18 protein-coding genes and 1 riboswitch are annotated in these 15,749 nt (G+C 53.9%); of the genes, 9 read left to right on the top strand and 9 right to left on the bottom strand.

The window, feature by feature from the left end; translation table 11 throughout:
• Positions 1 to 29 precede the first annotated feature (29 nt).
• From BLR64_RS20250 to BLR64_RS20240, 3 genes are all read right to left on the bottom strand, one after another.
• The gene (locus tag BLR64_RS20250) at positions 30 to 1,100 is read right to left on the bottom strand and encodes a Gfo/Idh/MocA family protein (RefSeq protein WP_090716905.1); all 1,071 of its coding nucleotides are present in this window, start codon (positions 1,098 to 1,100) and stop codon (positions 30 to 32) included.
• An 85-nt stretch (positions 1,101 to 1,185) separates the two neighbouring features.
• Positions 1,186 to 2,289: a Gfo/Idh/MocA family protein gene (locus BLR64_RS20245; protein WP_090716903.1), complete on the bottom strand. Its 1,104-nt coding sequence runs from the start codon at positions 2,287 to 2,289 to the stop codon at positions 1,186 to 1,188.
• Positions 2,282 to 3,049 (bottom strand): sugar phosphate isomerase/epimerase family protein, encoded by a 768-nt coding sequence (locus BLR64_RS20240; RefSeq protein ID WP_090716901.1) that lies wholly within the window; start codon positions 3,047 to 3,049, stop codon positions 2,282 to 2,284. The genes BLR64_RS20245 and BLR64_RS20240 overlap by 8 nt, the downstream gene beginning before the upstream one ends.
• A gap of 315 nt (positions 3,050 to 3,364) precedes the next feature.
• Here BLR64_RS20240 and BLR64_RS20235 point away from each other — a divergent pair, with 315 nt between their 5' ends.
• Positions 3,365 to 4,183: a helix-turn-helix domain-containing protein gene (locus BLR64_RS20235; RefSeq protein WP_090716899.1), complete on the top strand. Its 819-nt coding sequence runs from the start codon at positions 3,365 to 3,367 to the stop codon at positions 4,181 to 4,183.
• Between the two features lie 16 nt (positions 4,184 to 4,199).
• Here BLR64_RS20235 and BLR64_RS20230 read toward each other — a convergent pair whose 3' ends face one another.
• Entirely contained in the window at positions 4,200 to 4,418 is a 219-nt protein-coding gene (locus tag BLR64_RS20230) for a hypothetical protein (RefSeq protein ID WP_090716897.1), read from the bottom strand.
• 189 nt (positions 4,419 to 4,607) lie between these two features.
• Here BLR64_RS20230 and BLR64_RS20225 point away from each other — a divergent pair, with 189 nt between their 5' ends.
• Complete coding sequence (locus BLR64_RS20225) at positions 4,608 to 5,288, top strand: TIGR00266 family protein (protein WP_068727359.1); 681 nt, start codon at positions 4,608 to 4,610, stop codon at positions 5,286 to 5,288.
• 93 nt (positions 5,289 to 5,381) lie between these two features.
• On the opposite strand, the gene BLR64_RS20220 is transcribed toward BLR64_RS20225, so the two are convergent.
• Positions 5,382 to 5,855, bottom strand: coding sequence for a Fur family transcriptional regulator (locus BLR64_RS20220; protein ID WP_090716895.1), 474 nt, complete (start codon positions 5,853 to 5,855; stop codon positions 5,382 to 5,384).
• A 280-nt stretch (positions 5,856 to 6,135) separates the two neighbouring features.
• On the opposite strand from BLR64_RS20220, the gene BLR64_RS20215 reads away from it, so the two are divergent.
• Both BLR64_RS20215 and BLR64_RS20210 read left to right on the top strand, forming a co-directional pair.
• Positions 6,136 to 6,714: a hypothetical protein gene (locus BLR64_RS20215; protein WP_090716894.1), complete on the top strand. Its 579-nt coding sequence runs from the start codon at positions 6,136 to 6,138 to the stop codon at positions 6,712 to 6,714.
• Between the two features lie 112 nt (positions 6,715 to 6,826).
• A complete protein-coding gene (locus BLR64_RS20210) occupies positions 6,827 to 7,501 on the top strand; it encodes an S-layer homology domain-containing protein (RefSeq protein WP_090716973.1) in 675 nt (224 codons plus the stop codon).
• Between the two features lie 67 nt (positions 7,502 to 7,568).
• Here BLR64_RS20210 and BLR64_RS20205 read toward each other — a convergent pair whose 3' ends face one another.
• The 4 genes from BLR64_RS20205 to BLR64_RS20190 all read right to left on the bottom strand — a co-directional run bounded on the left by BLR64_RS20205 (position 7,569) and on the right by BLR64_RS20190 (position 11,534).
• Complete coding sequence (locus BLR64_RS20205; protein WP_090716892.1) at positions 7,569 to 8,321, bottom strand: amino acid ABC transporter ATP-binding protein; 753 nt, start codon at positions 8,319 to 8,321, stop codon at positions 7,569 to 7,571.
• 13 nt (positions 8,322 to 8,334) lie between these two features.
• Complete coding sequence (locus BLR64_RS20200; RefSeq protein WP_090716890.1) at positions 8,335 to 9,003, bottom strand: amino acid ABC transporter permease; 669 nt, start codon at positions 9,001 to 9,003, stop codon at positions 8,335 to 8,337.
• Positions 9,004 to 9,025: 22 nt separating this feature from the next.
• Positions 9,026 to 9,859: an amino acid ABC transporter substrate-binding protein gene (locus BLR64_RS20195; protein WP_090716889.1), complete on the bottom strand. Its 834-nt coding sequence runs from the start codon at positions 9,857 to 9,859 to the stop codon at positions 9,026 to 9,028.
• A 157-nt stretch (positions 9,860 to 10,016) separates the two neighbouring features.
• Positions 10,017 to 11,534, bottom strand: coding sequence for a DHA2 family efflux MFS transporter permease subunit (locus BLR64_RS20190; RefSeq protein WP_090716887.1), 1,518 nt, complete (start codon positions 11,532 to 11,534; stop codon positions 10,017 to 10,019).
• Between the two features lie 180 nt (positions 11,535 to 11,714).
• Here BLR64_RS20190 and BLR64_RS20185 point away from each other — a divergent pair, with 180 nt between their 5' ends.
• The 5 genes from BLR64_RS20185 to BLR64_RS20165 all read left to right on the top strand — a co-directional run.
• The gene (locus BLR64_RS20185) at positions 11,715 to 12,332 is read left to right on the top strand and encodes a TetR/AcrR family transcriptional regulator (RefSeq protein ID WP_208607207.1); all 618 of its coding nucleotides are present in this window, start codon (positions 11,715 to 11,717) and stop codon (positions 12,330 to 12,332) included.
• Between the two features lie 66 nt (positions 12,333 to 12,398).
• A riboswitch (TPP riboswitch) is annotated at positions 12,399 to 12,500 on the top strand.
• A gap of 121 nt (positions 12,501 to 12,621) precedes the next feature.
• Entirely contained in the window at positions 12,622 to 13,380 is a 759-nt protein-coding gene (locus BLR64_RS20180) for an ABC transporter ATP-binding protein (RefSeq protein WP_090716884.1), read from the top strand.
• Positions 13,361 to 14,137, top strand: a complete 777-nt coding sequence (locus BLR64_RS20175) for an ABC transporter permease (RefSeq protein ID WP_090716882.1) — start codon at positions 13,361 to 13,363, stop codon at positions 14,135 to 14,137. The genes BLR64_RS20180 and BLR64_RS20175 overlap by 20 nt, the downstream gene beginning before the upstream one ends.
• Positions 14,134 to 15,198 carry an ABC transporter substrate-binding protein gene (locus BLR64_RS20170; RefSeq protein ID WP_090716880.1) on the top strand — a complete coding sequence of 355 codons (1,065 nt, stop codon included), beginning with the start codon at positions 14,134 to 14,136 and terminating at the stop codon, positions 15,196 to 15,198. The genes BLR64_RS20175 and BLR64_RS20170 overlap by 4 nt, the downstream gene beginning before the upstream one ends.
• 273 nt (positions 15,199 to 15,471) lie before the next feature.
• Positions 15,472 to 15,749: transposase (locus BLR64_RS20165; RefSeq protein ID WP_167360741.1), on the top strand; the 278-nt coding region annotated here is incomplete at its 3' end.

The raw sequence follows: 15,749 nt of genomic DNA, 5'->3' as shown, positions 1-15,749 counted from the left end.
CCGCCTCTCATCCATTTTATTGTCCGCTTTTAAACCCCGTAAGTATCAAAATCCTTGATAACCTCGTTCTTCTCAGCCGCTGCAAAAATCGCTTCGATCAGATTCTGCACGCGCAGCACTTCCGCATTTTTGACGATTGGTTCCGCTGTCCCCTCGATTACCGCCACGAAATTGCTGTAGAACCCGTCCGGCAGCTCGGCGGCCGGCGGCAGTCCGGCGGTGATTGTAGAGCCCTCCGACGGTGGAGCCATTGTCTTGGTAAGGCCTACTCCGGCGCGGATCGGCGTCGGCTCGCGGTGTTCAGATTCACGGTTTCGGGTTACAATCCGTCCGGTAAGCGACCAGTCCTCAATGACAGCCGATCCTTCCAGCCCCTTCACATACCATCTCGGCAGCGTAATGAAGTTGGTTGTGCCTACTTCAACAATCGCCTTGATGCCGTTCTCAAACTGCAGCACTGCCTCAAAGCCGTCGTCAACATCATTGCCGAGGATAAAGCTCAGGGTGCTGGAGACGCTTGTTACTCTGCTGTCAATCATGAACAGCAGCTGGTCCAGCAGATGCACGCCCCAGTCCAGCAGCATGCCGCCGCCCTGGGCCTTAACATGCCGCCAGTCGCCCGGAATGCCGTTCGCCCCGTGTACACGGGATTCAATCTGGAACAGGGCTCCGATTGTATCCGACTCGTGCATTTGCTTGATGATCCGGAAGTCCTCATCCCAGCGTCTGTTCTGGTGCACCATCAGCACCCGGCCGGCTTTATCGGCAGCCGCAATCATGTCCTTGAATTCGGAAGAGGACATGGCGACGGGCTTCTCACAGACAACATGCTTGCCTGCCTCCAGCGCCCGGACGGCAATCTCTTTATGCACATCATTAGGGGTAGCAATCAGCACTACCTCAACTGCCGGATCTGCCAGCACCTCCTCATAGCTTTCATAAGCTTTGTATCCTGCCTCGACAGACGCTTTCCGGCGTCCTTCCAGCAGGTCAAACGTTCCTGCGACCTCAAGGTTGGGATTCTCGCTGATCAACTGGCCGTGATAGCTTCCCATTCCGCCGTATCCGACGATAACTACAGTATGTTTATTAGATCTCATGGATTCCACTCCTGTTTGTCTGATGTTACCTCTTCATCGCCGAAAACCCTGCACATTTCTTCCAGGGTTTCCGGCTAATTTTATTCTATTCGTTGTCCGGGCTGCCGTCAAAATATACGGCCCGGCCGGTACGTGCGGATTCATATACCGCTTCAAGGATCTGGGTAACGACAAGCGCCTGCTCCGGCAGAACTACCGGATCTTTGTCTTCTCTTACCGCTTCCAGCCACAGGCGTGCTTCACGGTCGGCTTCGGTTTCAGCGGAACCGCTGTAGAAGGCCACACCGCCTGAAGAGAGATCGACTTTGGTTTCGAACAGCCGCCCGGCGCGCTCACCGTTGATGCGCAGGCCGTCCTTCATGTCGGCCCCTCCTTCAGTACCAGCCAGCAAGGTCTTAGCTTCCCCGAACTCGGAGACATTAAGCGCCCAGCTGGATTCCAGCGAGATGGTTGCGCCATTTTCCATAGTAATGAAGCCAAAAGCAGAATCCTCAACCTTGAACTGTTCCGGGTCCCAAGGTCCGAAGGCATTGGCAGCATTTTTACGCTGGCCCAGTTTGTGGAAGGTTGAGCCTACAACCATACGCGGCTTGTAGTTATCCATCAGCCACAGGGTCAGATCAAGGGCATGCGTACCGATGTCGATCAGCGGGCCACCGCCCTGCTTCTCTTCGTCCAGGAATACGCCCCAGGTAGGAACTGCACGGCGGCGCAGAGCAATCGCTTTACCATAGTAGATATCGCCGAGTTCACCGGATTCACACATGCCTTTAAGATATTCGCTATCCGCACGGAAGCGGTTCTGGTAGGCGATCGAAAGCTTTTTACCGGTGCGGCGTGCAGCCTCCAGCATCTCTTGCGCCTGGGCCGCTGTCTTCGCCATCGGCTTCTCGCACATCACATGGTTGCCGGCTTCAAGCGCTGCTACGGTAATTTCGGAATGGCTGTCGTTTGGTGTACATACATGCACGATGTCAAATCCGCCGGCTGCCAGGAGCTCGCGGAAATCGGTATATACTGCAGCGCCTTCAGCACCGTATTTATCGGCGGCTTCCTGTGCGCGTTCTTCAACAATATCGCAGAAGGCCACCATTTCGGCATCCGCCTGACGGGACAAGCTCGGCATATGTTTACCGTTTGCGATACCTCCGCAGCCGATAATAGCAATTTTGTGTTTGATGTTAGACATGAACTTTTCCCCCTTGATTAGCGTAAGCTTTTACCCAGTTCAAACTGTCCTCTACACTTGCCAGCGGTGAACGGCTGCAGAAATCCTGCTCCACAACAGCCCATTCTACGCCGGCTTCAGCCGCAGCTTCCAGTATAGCGGGAAGATTGACTTCCCCTTCTCCCAAAACAACCGTTTCCGGCGATCCGTCTTCGCGCTTCTTCACATCCTTAAGATGGATGATCGGCAGACGGCCTGCATACTTCTGAATGTAAGCAACCGGATCAAATCCGGCGAAGTGTACCCAGCAGGTATCCATCTCCACCTGGAGCAGGTCCGCAGGCACCTCTTCAAAGATACCGTCAAAAGCGGTGCGCTCCCCATAGGAATCCGTGAATTCAAAATCATGATTGTGGTAGGACAGGACTGCCCCCTGCTCACGGCACTTTTCACCGATCACCCGCAGGTTGGCCGCTACTTCTGCATAGCTGCGCTGCTCTTCCGTCAAAAAAGGAATGATCAGATTCCGGTTGCCGATGGCCAGATTGTAACGGATCTCTTCAACAGTATCATTCAGCATGGCATCATACGGACGGTGTGCTCCAAGCACAGCAAGTCCGGTCTCCTCCAGCAGTGCCTTTACTTCCTCTGCACTCCGGCCGAAATAGTGGAAAAACTCCACACCAGCATATCCAAGCTCCGCAACCTTGCGCAGCGTGCCTTCAAAATCCTGCTCCAGTTCTTCTCTAAGCGTATACAGCTGAAGACCCAGCTTTAACATTGCTCCCACTCCTATTCCGTATCAAGTTAATGTGTGTACCGCTAATGGTGTCCGCTATGAGACAAGCCCAGGCCAGCCATGCGAGTCACCTGAACAAAAGGGCTGTTATTTATTTCCACCCTGTATACTCCGCTTCAGTACTCTCCATCCCCGCTAACTGCTTATGTAGCTCCCAGAGCGACAGCACAGCCTCCTTTGCTCTCTGTATATATTTTTGCATAGCTACATGGTAATATGAAAGCGTATATAATAAAATGAATAATATGATTCAAACATGAACAATCTGGCTCTCATTTCTGTCACTCAGGAGGACTCATGACTTACACCGCACCATGCCACGTTTATACCGCCGGATTTTCCTTTCACCGCAAGCCTTTTCACATGTCCCGGGCGGACGGTGTCCAGAATTATCTGCTCCGCCTGCAGACCGAAGGACGGAGCCGGACCCGGATTGACGGCGAGCTGTATTCAGTCGAAGCAGGCGATCTGATGCTGTTTGCTCCTAACGATCCCTATTATCTGAGCATTGATAAAGAAACCTATGCTGCCGGCAAGCCGCGGGTAGAGAGCGGGGATTACCATATTTTTTGCGGCGGACCCTGGATTGAGGACTGGTGGGGACGCAAGCCGCGTCCGGCTGTACTCCGCCTGCCGCTTACCGAGCACTTTCTCGGACTGTTCCGCCAGCTCGTTCTGGAGCAGCGCCGGCTGTCCGAGTCTTCACCGGAGATTACTGCCTGTTATCTGCAGATTCTATGTATGGAAATCGACAGGCTGATGACCCAGCAGCGGGCGATTTCACCCAAGGGGTATTTAGCCTACCGGATGAAGCAATATGTGGAGGAGCATGCCGCAATCCCCTTCCGGCTGGAGGATGTGGCAGCCTATGCGGATATTTCTGTTTCGCGGGCGGTTCATCTGTTCAAGGAGGCATTCGGAACCAGCATTGTAAAATATGTCAACGATGTGCGGCTGGAAATGGCCAGGGAACGAATTACCTTCAGCCCGATGCCGCTGGAGCATGTCTCCGAAACCTGCGGGTTTGCCAATTATACGTATTTCCACCGGCTGTTCCGCGGAAGATTCGGGATGTCGCCCAAGCAGTACCGTACATACAGCCGGGAGCAAATGTAACCTGCTTGTACCCTGATCAGCCGGCTAACCCTGCATACAAAGCAAAAGGAGCGCCATCCTGATAGATCCGCTCCTTGTGTTTGATCTTATTCAGCTTCTCCCGTTTGCCCGGGGTGATCCGCACATGCTGTGAGATTGCGCCATAATCATCGGCGGTTCTCCGGTTATTCTCTGCGCACCATGTTCCGGTACGCTCTGCTCTGCGCAAGGCCTTCTGTGTTTTTGTACGTGCCATTTCAGCAACACTCCTTTATGGATTCTGCAAATATAATTCAATTTTAACATATTCCCGCTGCCGTTTCCCGGTACAGTTTTTGTTAACTTTTCTTTTACAGTCCCTTGTTCGATCAGCTCGATGAACCAGAAAATGGTATGATAGAAGAGAATTTAGCAGGACAAGCGGTTGAACCGGAGGGGGATAACGATGAAATACGATGTACTATATGACGGTGCGTTCGCAATGCTCAAGGTAGAACTGAATCCGGGCGAGAGCGTGAAGGCGGAAATGGGTGCCATGGTAGCCATGTCACCGGGCATTGAATTGAGAGGGACGGTAGACGGGGGGCTTATGCGGGGCCTGGGCCGGATGCTGAGCGGGGAAAAGTTTTTCTTTCAGGAGCTGACCGCAACGCGCGGGCAATGCGAGGTGCTGCTTGCTCCGGGAGCGCTAGGTGACATCCAGTCAATCGAGCTCGACGGCTCCTATAACCTGTATGTGCAAAAAGACGGCTTCCTGGCCGGCACGCAGGGCATTCAGGTCAACACCAAAATGCAGAACCTGGCCAGAGGTTTATTCTCGGGCGAAGGCTTTTTCATTGTAGAGATCAGCGGACGCGGGACCGTCTTCCTCTCCTCGTTCGGGGCCATCCATGCAATCAACCTGGCCCCGGGCGAAGAGATGATTGTCGACAACGGGCATCTGGTGGCATGGCCAAGCTACATGGACTACAAGATTGAAAAGGCCGCATCAGGCTGGCTGAACAGCTTGACCAGCGGTGAAGCCATCGTCTGCCGGTTCCGCGGCGAAGGGGTTATTCTCGTACAGTCCCGCAATCCCGGCAGCTTCGGCAGCTGGATCCGGTCCTTTGTTCCCAGCAAATCCTGACCCCCTACTGACCTTGTAATATACTTACCGCAAAAAGAAGCAAAGCTACGTGATCGCCGCCTTGCTTCTTTTTGTGTTGAAATGATGCTGCCGTCAAGAGACAGCCTTGCGTTCCTTGTCACCTTTACAGCCGGTCTGTCTGCAGTTGTTATAGGTGCCTTTGAAATCAAGCCGGTGATCCGTTACGCTGAAGCCGTATTCCGCCTCCAGCCGCTGCTCCAGCTCCAGCAGCCAGTCATCCTTGATTTCTTCAAGCCTACCGCAGACGCTGCAGATCAGATGATGGTGCATATGATCATGACCGTCACCCCGCAGGTCATAACGGGCTACACCGTCGCCGAAATTCATCTTTTCGACGATATGCAGCTCGCATAACAGCTCAAGGGTCCGGTACACGGTGGCCAGTCCCAGATGCGGGTAGCTGTTTTTTACTCTCATATAGACTTCTTCTACGCTTAAATGCTCCTCTTCGTTGTCGAGCAGCACCTTCACGATCGCTTCACGCTGGGGGGTCAATTTATAGTTATGCGCGGCAAACTGCTGGCTGATATTTGCAATCGGGTTCATTCTGGCTCTACCACCTTTCCGTTTAACAAGTCTGCCTGTCACTAGCTGGTAATCAGTAATCATTACGATATAAGCATAGCAAAATGTACTAAAAATGAAAAGCACCTGACATTATTATAACATTATTGCCGGAATTTCCGAATGTCTGATCCAAAATAACAACATATTTTAAACGGGAAACAATTATATCCCCCCAGAGTGAGCAGCGGCCCATCCGCAAAAGGTTATTCCACCATATCTTATAGAGACTATATAACTTCTATAAGTGAGGATGGTCCGTATGGCACAGCCTAACCGAAGACAGCAAGCCCAGCCCCTTGTAACCGCCCGCGTCCTGCGCCAGGTAGCTAAGGCCATGCTGCCCTTCTACCGGAAAATTGCCGGGAACCGCACCTTTGCGCAGCAATGGTCCGCAGCCGTTACAGGCGCAGACCTTGGTCTTATGGGCTCGTTGCTGGCCCAAATCCCCACCCTGGCCGGCGTTCAGAATTACGGGACAAACGGTATCGGCTACTTTATATCTTTTCCGTATCCGCCTCCGGTAGTCTTCTACACCAACGGAACGACTATCCCGCCGGGCACGGTGCAGTTTACCTTTAATACCCGGGTCCACCGTACGGTAGCACTTGCGGTTATCCCTTTTTACCGGAGACTGGCCGCTTCAGCCGCTTATGCTGACGCACTCGCTTCCGCCATCAACCGTAATGAGGCTAAGCGTGTGGATACCTTGGTCCGGAGACTGGTCAAAACAAAGGCACTTCAGACCGTAACGATCGAAGATCACGGGGTAGCCCTGCGCTTCAAAACCCGTTACAGCAAGTATCCGTACCGCAATCTGCTTTTCCAGGAAAATATGTAGAAAAAATTCTGCCTGCTTCTGGGTTTCGCCGCAACCTTTCCATCCATTTCTGCGTCACAATAGGTGATAACGGCCAAGCGGCCCAACCTGTGTACAGAGGTGAACACCAATGATGAAAAAGCGTGCTTTCGCAGTGATTACAACCGTTTCCCTTCTCTCCTTCTCGCTCGGGAGTCCCCTCTTTGCGGCCGGCGGCACCTTTAAGGATATCGATAATGTGACCGGCAAAGACAAGATCAATTCCCTGAAGTCGAAGGGGCTGATCAAGGGGCTGTCAGATACCCAGTTCCTGCCCGGCTCCATTGTTACCAATGCCCAGGCCGTGCAGTTTATTTCCGGCGGTCTGCAGCTAAGCCTTGCGGCCATTGACTTCAACAAGGCACCGGTAGCCAGTGAGATATTCAGCAAAGTCAAAGATAACGCCTGGTATGCCGAGGCCTTCATCAATGCCCACTATAACGGCGTGGAGATTCCGGCAAATATTGACCCGTCCAAGCCTGTGACCAAGGAATTGTTCACGAGTCTGCTGATTCAGGGTGTGGAAAAGGCCGGCAATCTCCCGATGATCAACATCGTGCCTGCCGAGATTGCCGATGAGGAACAGATGAATCCTGCCTATCAAGGCAGCATTCAGCGTTCGCTCAAATACAACATTAATGCTCTTGATGCCAAAGGCAATTTTAATCCGAAAAGCGAAATTACCCGCGCTGAAGCCGCCGTTATGCTCTATAACGCATTGGAGTATCTTAATGGCCGCCAGGCAGCATCCGGTAAATTAACCTCGTAACCTGATCATCCTGTAAATGAGGTGCTCAGGCCGTAAAAAGGCAGTCCGGCTTTTCCCGGACTGCCTTTTATTGTTCGTCTCCGCTCAATCTGTTCAGGAACTGGCGGACACGCGGATTCTGCGATTGCTTCAGCACCTGCTGCGGACTCCCCTGTTCCAGAATGAATCCCTGATCCATCAGCACAATCAGATCGGCAACATCTGCGGCAAATTTCATTTCATGGGTCACAATGACCATCGTCATCCCTTCAGAAGCAAGCTGCCTGATCACCTTCAGCACCTCACCAACCAGCTCCGGATCAAGTGCAGAGGTCGGCTCATCAAAGAGAAGAACCTCCGGCTCCACCGCCATTGCCCGGGCGATAGCCACCCGCTGCTGCTGCCCGCCGGACAGCTGATGGGGATAAGCCTCCGCCTTGTCCGACAATCCCACCTTGCCCAGAAGCTCGAGTCCCCGGCTTCGCGCTTCCTCCCGGGAACGCCTCTGCACTGTAATCTGTCCCTCCATCACATTGCCAAGAGCCGTCATATGCGGAAACAGGTTATAGGACTGGAAGACCATTCCTGTCTTTTGACGCAGACCCAGGACCGTCTTGCGGGGAATTTTGGCTTTTTCGGCGAATCGTATCTCTGTTCCGGCAACAGTGAGAATGCCCTGATCGGGCAGCTCCAGCAGATTGAAGCAGCGCAGCAGGGTTGTTTTGCCGGAACCTGAAGGACCGATGATAACAAGCACTTTACCGTGCTCCAGCCGCAGATTAATGCCTTTAAGCACCTCCAGCGGCCCAAAGCTCTTATGCAGATCCCTGATTTCGATCATACGGGCGGTCCTCCTATCTTGCCGTATAGCGGTCAAAGCGTTTTTCGAGCACATTCTGCAGCCCTGACAGCACTGAGCAGAACAGCAGGTAGAATAGCGCAGCTTCGGAATAGAGCAGCAGCGGCTCATAGGTTGTTGCAGTGATCTGCTGGGCTGTCCGGAACATCTCAACATAGGTGATGCCGGCCGCAAGCGAAGTATCTTTTACCAGACTGATAAAAGAATTGGCAAGCGGCGGAACCGACACCCGCGCCGCCTGGGGCAGGATGATTCTGCGCAGAGCCTGTCCCCGGGTCATCCCCACAGAGTACGCAGCCTCCCATTGCCCTTTGGGAATCGATAAAATGGCGGCACGGACAATTTCGGAGGAGTAGGCCCCGACACTCAAGGTAAAGCCGATAACGGCAGCAATAAACGGATCAAGCACAATGCCTGCTGACGGCAGCCCGTAAAAGATGATGAACAGCTGCACCAGCAGCGGCGTTCCGCGGATGATCCAGACATAGAATCTGGCAATCAGCTCCGGAATGCGCCATGAAGAAAGCCTCACCAGCGCTGTAGCAACTGCAAGCAGCAGGCCCAGCACGAATGAGACCAGCGCCAGCGGGATCGTATAAGCCACACCGGCCTTGAACAGGGGCAGCAGCGAATCCATAAAAATTTGCAGCTTACGGTCATCCATCGCTTAGAAGCTCCTCCAGCGTTTATTTGGAGACGTCTGCACCGAAATATTTCTCGGAAATCGCCAGATACGTTCCATCCTGCTTCATGTCTGCCAGAGCCCCGTTCACCGCCTCCACCAGCTCCTCATTCCCCTTGAGGAATACGGCAGCGCTCTGCGAGCCTTCGGCGATCTCGTCCACCTGCTTAATTTTGACATCCGGCTTCTGCTTTTTCAGATCCAGAAAGGAGAGCCCGTCATTTACCGTCGCATCAATCCGTCCGGAAACCAGCAGATCAATGGCCTGATTGAAGCCTTCTACGGCCACTATTTCCGCGCCGTTCTGACGGGCGATGTCGGAAAGGTTGCTGGTCAGCGACTGGCCGGATTTTTTGCCTTTCAGATCCGCAAAGCTCTTGATGTCGGTATTTTTTCCGCTGACAATCAGCACCGCTTTGGACATGACATAAGGCTCGGAGAAGTCATATTTGACCTTGCGCTCATCCGTAATGGACACCTCGTTAAAAATAGCATCGAAGCGTTTTGCATCCATCCCGGCAAAAATTCCGTCCCACTGGGTCTCGATAAACTCAGCTTCCACTCCGATCCGTTTGGCTATCTCCCGGGCAATGTCCACATCGAAGCCTGTGAGCGTTCCGTCAGCAGCATGATAAGTGAACGGGGAATAGGTTCCTTCGGTACCGATCCTCAGCTTGCCTGAGGCCTTTATCGTCTCCAGACTGTTCTGCTTCTCAGGGGCAGCCGTTACATCGGCGCCTCCTGTCGTTCCTTCAGCTCTATCCTTGTTATCACTGGTTCCGCAGGCTGCAAGCAGCATTCCCAGCAGCAGCAGCGGGGCCAGAGCCCATTTTTTCATGGTTTGTTCCTCCTCAGGCTGTGTTTGGCGGTGATATCGTTTGAAGTTATCATGCCCCAAAAACCTGTTCTTCTCCCTCTCCAGCGTCAGCAGCGCAAAAAAATCCCCGCCGGCCCATTCAGGTCAGCAGGGATTTTCAGTCAAAGCTTTCTTTTCGTTAACCGTGCATCATTTCGGTCTGCGGTCTGGATTCACCCTCTCCGCCTCTACGCCCTCTGCGCAGCAGCAGTCCGAGCACAGCTCCCCCCAAGGCGACAAAAATCATGATGTGGAAGGTATCGGCAAAGCCCTGAGCCATTACCGTCTGTGTGGCCTGCTTCAGCACTTCAGGTGAAGCTTTGGCAGGATCAACGCCGGATGCGGCAGCAGCTGCCTGCATTTCGGCACCGCGGGACGCTGCTCTCGAGGTAAGAATGGTAACCAGCGTCGATACCGCAAGTGAGTTGATCACCTGCTGCATCGAGTTGGTCAGCGAAGTCACCCGGTTGACCAGATGAATGGGCGCTTTATTCAGCAGGTGGGTATTCATCGGCATCATCATCATCCCCATTCCTGCTCCGCACATGATCAGCGGTACGATCAGATCCCGGCTCTCTGTAGTCAGATCCACATGGGAATACTGATACAGCGCACCGGAGACAAGGCTGAGGCCGCAGACGACGAGCCAGCGCACCCCGATTTTGTCAAAAAGAATACCCGCTACCGGCATCATCAGACCGGAGGCAATCGCCTGCGGGAGCAGCGTCAGTCCGGTGTCAAAAGCACCGAAGCCGCGGGCCTGCTGCAGAAACTGCGGAAGCAGGAACAGGGCTCCGTACAAACCGAACTGGGCGATCCACTGGACCAGAATGCCTGTGGTGAAATCAACCGAGCGCAGGATACGCAGCTCCAGCAGCGGCGTCCTGGAACGCAGCTCGGCGATGACAAAAGCAATCAGCGCCGCCAGTCCCAGCGCAAGTCCGATCAGTGTTTTATTGGAGGACCAGCTTTCCGCTCCCTGACTGACCCCGTAGGTCAGAGAGGCAAAGGCCAGCGGCCCGAGGATCATCCCCAGCTTATCCATTCCCGGTACCTGTCCTCGCTTAGCATTCGGCAGCTTGCGCAGGCCAATTAGCAGGCAGATGATGCCGATCGGGATATTGATCAGGAAGATCCATCTCCATGAATGATACTGGACCAGCCAGCCGGACAGAACCGGCCCGATGGCCGGAGCGAACAGCACCGGAATACCCATAATGCCCATTACAATGCCGACCTTGCTCTTGGGCGCGAGCCTGTATACATAGGCCATGCCTACCGGCAAAACGCAGCCGCCGCCGAGCCCCTGCAGCACCCGGAAAGCAATCAGCCATTCTGCACTGTTTGGTGTAGCACACAGAATGGAACCTATTGTGAATACCACTACTGCAGTCAGAAAGACGGTTTTGGCCCCGAAGCGGTCAGACAGCCAGCCGGACAATGGAATGACCGAAGCCTGTGCCAGCATATAACCGGTTACGATCCACTGCAGTGTTGTCAGATTGGTATGAAAGTCTTCAACCAGCGTAGATAACGCCACATTCATCGCCGTGCTGTCAAGGACAACCATAAATACACCGAATATGATTGCCAGCAGCGGCACCAGAATTCCGGACAGCCGGAACTCTGCATCCTCCTTGATTACTCCTTGCATCATCTTACTCCTCCTATGCCAGTGCAGGTTCAACACCGTTGACCGCTGCACTCTTCTCTTTATATAATGTGTTTGCGGACAATTGTCCGTATAATCCCTTAACAGTCTACGGACAATTGTCCGCTGTGTCAATAAATTCTTGTTTATCTATGCTAAATACTACCTATGCCGAAAGGAACAGCCATGACCCCTTCTAAACCTATTGTCCCATCCGCCGCACCCGACCCGTATAAGGAGCGTATCTTAGAGGCTGCACGAGAGCTGTTCACCGCAAACGGGCTGGAGGCTGTCAATATGTACGCCATCGCCAAGCGGGCCGGTATCGGCCAAGGCTCACTGTACCGCCGGTTTTCTGATAAAGGTGAAATCTGTTCATTACTGCTGCGCGACAGCACGGACCGGTTTCTGCTCAGTCTGGAAAATGAGCTGGCTCTGCCGCAGGCAGATAAGGCTGCTCTTGATCACCTGCGGAGCAGCATCAGCCGGATTGTCGGGTTTATCGAACAGCATGCCGAGCTGCTGCAGCTGATCAAATCAGAGTTTACCGGCAAGAAGCAGCTTACCCAGTTTGAACACCCTTTTTTCCGCAGGCTGAACGAGTTTCTGACCCAGCTGCTCAGACGCGCTGCCGCCGGAGGAGAGATCAGTCCGGTTGATCCGCAGTTTACAGCCACGGCTCTGATTGCAGTGCTAAGCCCGGATTTGTACCTGTATCAGATGAAGCAGCACGGCTCAACGAAGGAGCAGATTACGGACGGTATTTTCGCCCTGTTCGTAACCGGCATTCAAAAAGGGCAGTAAGCCTCTCTTTACAAACCGCCAGGTTATGGTATATTAATTAGCAATTGCGAATTGAATAAGCATCTTTTATTTCACTAGGGGAGTCGGCCGACTGAGACGGAGCTAAGCTCCGGACCCTTGGAACCTGATCTGGATCATACCAGCGGAGGGAAGTGGAGCAGGAACGATCAGCATTGTCTGTATCCAGCCGACAGACTGTATCTTTCAGACCTCTTTATTTCCTCCGGAAATGAAGAGGTCTTTTTGCGTTCAAGGTCTTTCGTAATTCAAGGAGGTAAACTAGACTGCTATGCTCTCGATTACTAATCTAAGCTATTCCTATGGCGCCGGGTCAGGCGGGCCTGTTATCGAAGGGCTGTCCCTGAACGTACAGAAGGGAGAATTTATTTCCCTGGTCGGGGCCAGCGGCTGCGGTAAAAGCACCCTGCTCCGCATCATCGCCGGGCTGCTTGAACCTTCAGGCGGGGACATTTCATTCGGAGGCAAGCCGGCAAACGGCAGCGCTGCCCGGCTTGGAAAGATCGGGTATATGCCGCAGCAGGATCTGCTGCTGCCGTGGAGAACCGTGCTGGACAATTGCCTGCTGGCGTGGGAGCTGAAGCGGAGCGGCAGCAAAGCGGCTGCCGTACAGCAGATCCGCAGCCTGCTGCATAGTCTCGGCCTTGCCGGCACGGAGAATGCTTATCCGGAGGAGCTGTCCGGCGGCATGCGCCAGCGGATTGCCCTTGCCCGGACGCTGTCCGCAGGGAGTGAGCTGCTGCTGCTTGATGAGCCTTTCGGAGCGCTTGATGCCCTGACCAAGCGCGGACTGCACCGCTGGCTGCTGCAGCTGTGGAGCAGCCTCGGACGGACGGTGCTGTTCATCACCCATGATCTGGAGGAGGCACTGCTGCTCAGTGACCGGATCTGTCTCATGCATGGCGGAAGCCTGCAGGAGATTGCTGTGCCGCTGCCGCGGCCAAGGCACGGAGAGCTGATCTATCAGCCGCAGTTTATGCAGCTGCGGGAAGGGCTGGAGCGGAGGCTGTATGAGAGCATTGCGCATTAAACGGCTTCTTCATAACTATGCCCCTGCGGCACTGCTGGTACTGGTGATCATCGTGGTCTGGGAAGTCATTGTGCGGTTCGGTGAGGTTGCCGCGTTCATCCTGCCTGCACCTTCCTCAGTCTGGGCCGCGCTGCTGGAACACCGGACTTTGCTGCTAGGTGTGCATTTGCCGGCCACCCTGCAGGAAATCCTGCTCGGCTTCCTCTTATCCGCAGGCTGCGGCACACTGCTGGGACTGGGGATGCATCTGTTCCGGCCGCTGGCCAAAGCGGTGTATCCGCTGCTGATTGTCAGCCAGACCATTCCGCTGATTGCGCTCTCCCCGATCCTGATTATGTGGTTCGGCTATTCACTCGGGGGCAAAATTGCCGTTGTTTTTCTGACCGCCTTCTTCCCGGTTGTAGTCGGCACCTACGACGGACTGTATAAAAGCGGGGAGCAATACAAGGAGCTCCTGCTGACTCTTGGTGCCAGCCGCCGGCAGCTGCTGGTCAAAACGCAGATTCCGCTGGCGCTGCCCGCCTATTTCTCCGGACTGAAGCTGTCGATTGTCTATTGCGTCATTGGAGCCACCATCGGTGAATGGCTCGGAGGCAGCCGGGGCCTAGGCTATTACAGCCGCCGGATGGCCGGCAATCTGCACAGCGCAGAGCTGTTCGCCGCTGTCTTCCTGCTCTCTGTTCTGGGAGTCCTGCTGTTCCTGAGTGTCTGCGCTGCTGAACAAATTATTGTAAAGAAAAGAGGTTTACGACGATGAGCCCTAATCCCATCTGTAACAAATCATCCAAAAGAAAAAGAAATCTGCGCGTAAAAGCCGCACTGCTGGTCCTGACCAGCCTGCTTGCTGTCATCAGCGGCTGCAGCGGATCAAATGCAGCGGATCCCTCCACGGATGCTGCCTCAGGCAATGCCAGCGGGCAGCTGCACAAGATGACAGTCATGCTGGACTGGTATCCGAATGCTGTGCATTCTTTTCTGTATGCTGCTCAGGAAAAGGGTTATTTTGCCGAGGAAGGACTAGAAGTGGTGCTACAAATGCCTGCCGACAGCAACGATGCCCTGAAGCTGGCCGCCGCGGGCAAGGTTGATCTCGCCCTCAGCTATCAGCCCCAGGTGCTGATGGCCCGTTCAGAGGAAATTCCCGTTGTATCCGTTGCCGCGCTTGTCCGTCATCCGCTCAATCATCTGCTTGTTCCGGCAGACAGCGGCATCAAGAGCCCCAAGGAGCTTGCCGGTAAAACCGCAGGCTACTCCTCCATTCCTCTCTATGAAGCCATGCTGCGGACCATGGTGGAGCATGACGGCGGTGATCCGCAGTCGATTGCGATGGTCGATGTCGGCTTTGACCTGATTCCAGCCATTACCGCAGGCCGCGTTGATGCGATCATTGGCGGCTTCATCAATCACGAGCAGCTGATACTGGACAAGGAGAACCATCCGGTAACTTCGATCGACCCTACAGCCTTCGGAGTGCCTGACTATTACGAGCTGGTGCTGGTTGCCGGTGAGCAGGGTCTGCAGGAATCCAAGGACTACTACAGCAAATTCATGAACGCGGCCCGCAAAGGACAGCAGTTCGTGCAGGATCACCCGAAGGAAGCTCTCGATATTCTGCTGGCCCACGAGGACAGCACGGCCCCGCTCGATCCGCAGATCGAGAGCCGGAGCCTGGACATCTTGCTGCCCCTGATGGACGCCGGGGACCAGCCCTTCGGATACCAGACTTCTGAGTCATGGTCCCGGGTCGCTGACTGGCTGTCCGGAAGCGGTCTGCTGTCCGGTGGAACTGAAAGCGACGAGGCGTTTTTGAATCTGTGAAAATAAGGCCAGTGTGGTGGAGTAGCTTCTATTGCAGGGTTTGAAATATTGCTCAGGGTGGAGGTACGGCTGTGGCGGGGTGAGACGGACGCGACTGGCTGCAGGAATGTGGTTAGGTTTGAGAACTAGATGAGCGGTTCCCCTGCCGTTTCAACTTTAACTGCACTTTGTACACCTATATCAGGGCAAATTCACCGTTTCTCTCAAGCCCCCTAATCGAATTGGAGTCCTCAAGATGCATAAGGTACACTAATAGAGAAGGGGATGAGGAACATGAAGAGCAATAAGTTGTACGACGAACAACGGATCAAAGTTGCCCAAGAAGCGATTAATGGAACAAAGATATCTTTCCTTGCCCGTAAGTATTCAGTTTCTCCGAGCACGATTGCGAACTGGGTGAAGTTCTACAAAGAACGATTCGGTGAGCAGGCAACACCCTCTGTTAGCGAACGTATCGAAGATGCAAAACGTGTTCAGGAGTTAGAGGACAAGATGGACACTGCGATTAAACTCCTAGGCGAAAAAGATCTAGAGATCGAGCTTCTGCGTGA

It is taken from the genome of Paenibacillus typhae, assembly GCF_900099765.1.
Taxonomy (GTDB): Bacteria; Bacillota; Bacilli; order Paenibacillales; family Paenibacillaceae; genus Paenibacillus_AQ; species Paenibacillus_AQ typhae.
Note: the sequence above shows the minus strand (reverse complement) of the source record. Positions and strands in the feature narration are given on the sequence as shown.

Excerpts from the sequence above, each read along its gene's own strand:
- BLR64_RS20250 (WP_090716905.1), bottom strand. The coding sequence starts at position 1,100 with ATGAGATCTAATAAACATACTGTAGTTATCGTCGGATACGGCGGAATG.
- BLR64_RS20245 (WP_090716903.1), bottom strand. The coding sequence starts at position 2,289 with ATGTCTAACATCAAACACAAAATTGCTATTATCGGCTGCGGAGGTATC.
- BLR64_RS20240 (WP_090716901.1), bottom strand. The coding sequence starts at position 3,049 with ATGTTAAAGCTGGGTCTTCAGCTGTATACGCTTAGAGAAGAACTGGAG.
- BLR64_RS20235 (WP_090716899.1), top strand. The coding sequence starts at position 3,365 with ATGACTTACACCGCACCATGCCACGTTTATACCGCCGGATTTTCCTTT.
- BLR64_RS20230 (WP_090716897.1), bottom strand. The coding sequence starts at position 4,418 with ATGGCACGTACAAAAACACAGAAGGCCTTGCGCAGAGCAGAGCGTACC.
- BLR64_RS20225 (WP_068727359.1), top strand. The coding sequence starts at position 4,608 with ATGAAATACGATGTACTATATGACGGTGCGTTCGCAATGCTCAAGGTA.
- BLR64_RS20220 (WP_090716895.1), bottom strand. The coding sequence starts at position 5,855 with ATGAACCCGATTGCAAATATCAGCCAGCAGTTTGCCGCGCATAACTAT.
- BLR64_RS20215 (WP_090716894.1), top strand. The coding sequence starts at position 6,136 with ATGGCACAGCCTAACCGAAGACAGCAAGCCCAGCCCCTTGTAACCGCC.
- BLR64_RS20210 (WP_090716973.1), top strand. The coding sequence starts at position 6,827 with ATGAAAAAGCGTGCTTTCGCAGTGATTACAACCGTTTCCCTTCTCTCC.
- BLR64_RS20205 (WP_090716892.1), bottom strand. The coding sequence starts at position 8,321 with ATGATCGAAATCAGGGATCTGCATAAGAGCTTTGGGCCGCTGGAGGTG.
- BLR64_RS20200 (WP_090716890.1), bottom strand. The coding sequence starts at position 9,003 with ATGGATGACCGTAAGCTGCAAATTTTTATGGATTCGCTGCTGCCCCTG.
- BLR64_RS20195 (WP_090716889.1), bottom strand. The coding sequence starts at position 9,859 with ATGAAAAAATGGGCTCTGGCCCCGCTGCTGCTGCTGGGAATGCTGCTT.
- BLR64_RS20190 (WP_090716887.1), bottom strand. The coding sequence starts at position 11,534 with ATGATGCAAGGAGTAATCAAGGAGGATGCAGAGTTCCGGCTGTCCGGA.
- BLR64_RS20185 (WP_208607207.1), top strand. The coding sequence starts at position 11,715 with ATGACCCCTTCTAAACCTATTGTCCCATCCGCCGCACCCGACCCGTAT.
- BLR64_RS20180 (WP_090716884.1), top strand. The coding sequence starts at position 12,622 with ATGCTCTCGATTACTAATCTAAGCTATTCCTATGGCGCCGGGTCAGGC.
- BLR64_RS20175 (WP_090716882.1), top strand. The coding sequence starts at position 13,361 with ATGAGAGCATTGCGCATTAAACGGCTTCTTCATAACTATGCCCCTGCG.
- BLR64_RS20170 (WP_090716880.1), top strand. The coding sequence starts at position 14,134 with ATGAGCCCTAATCCCATCTGTAACAAATCATCCAAAAGAAAAAGAAAT.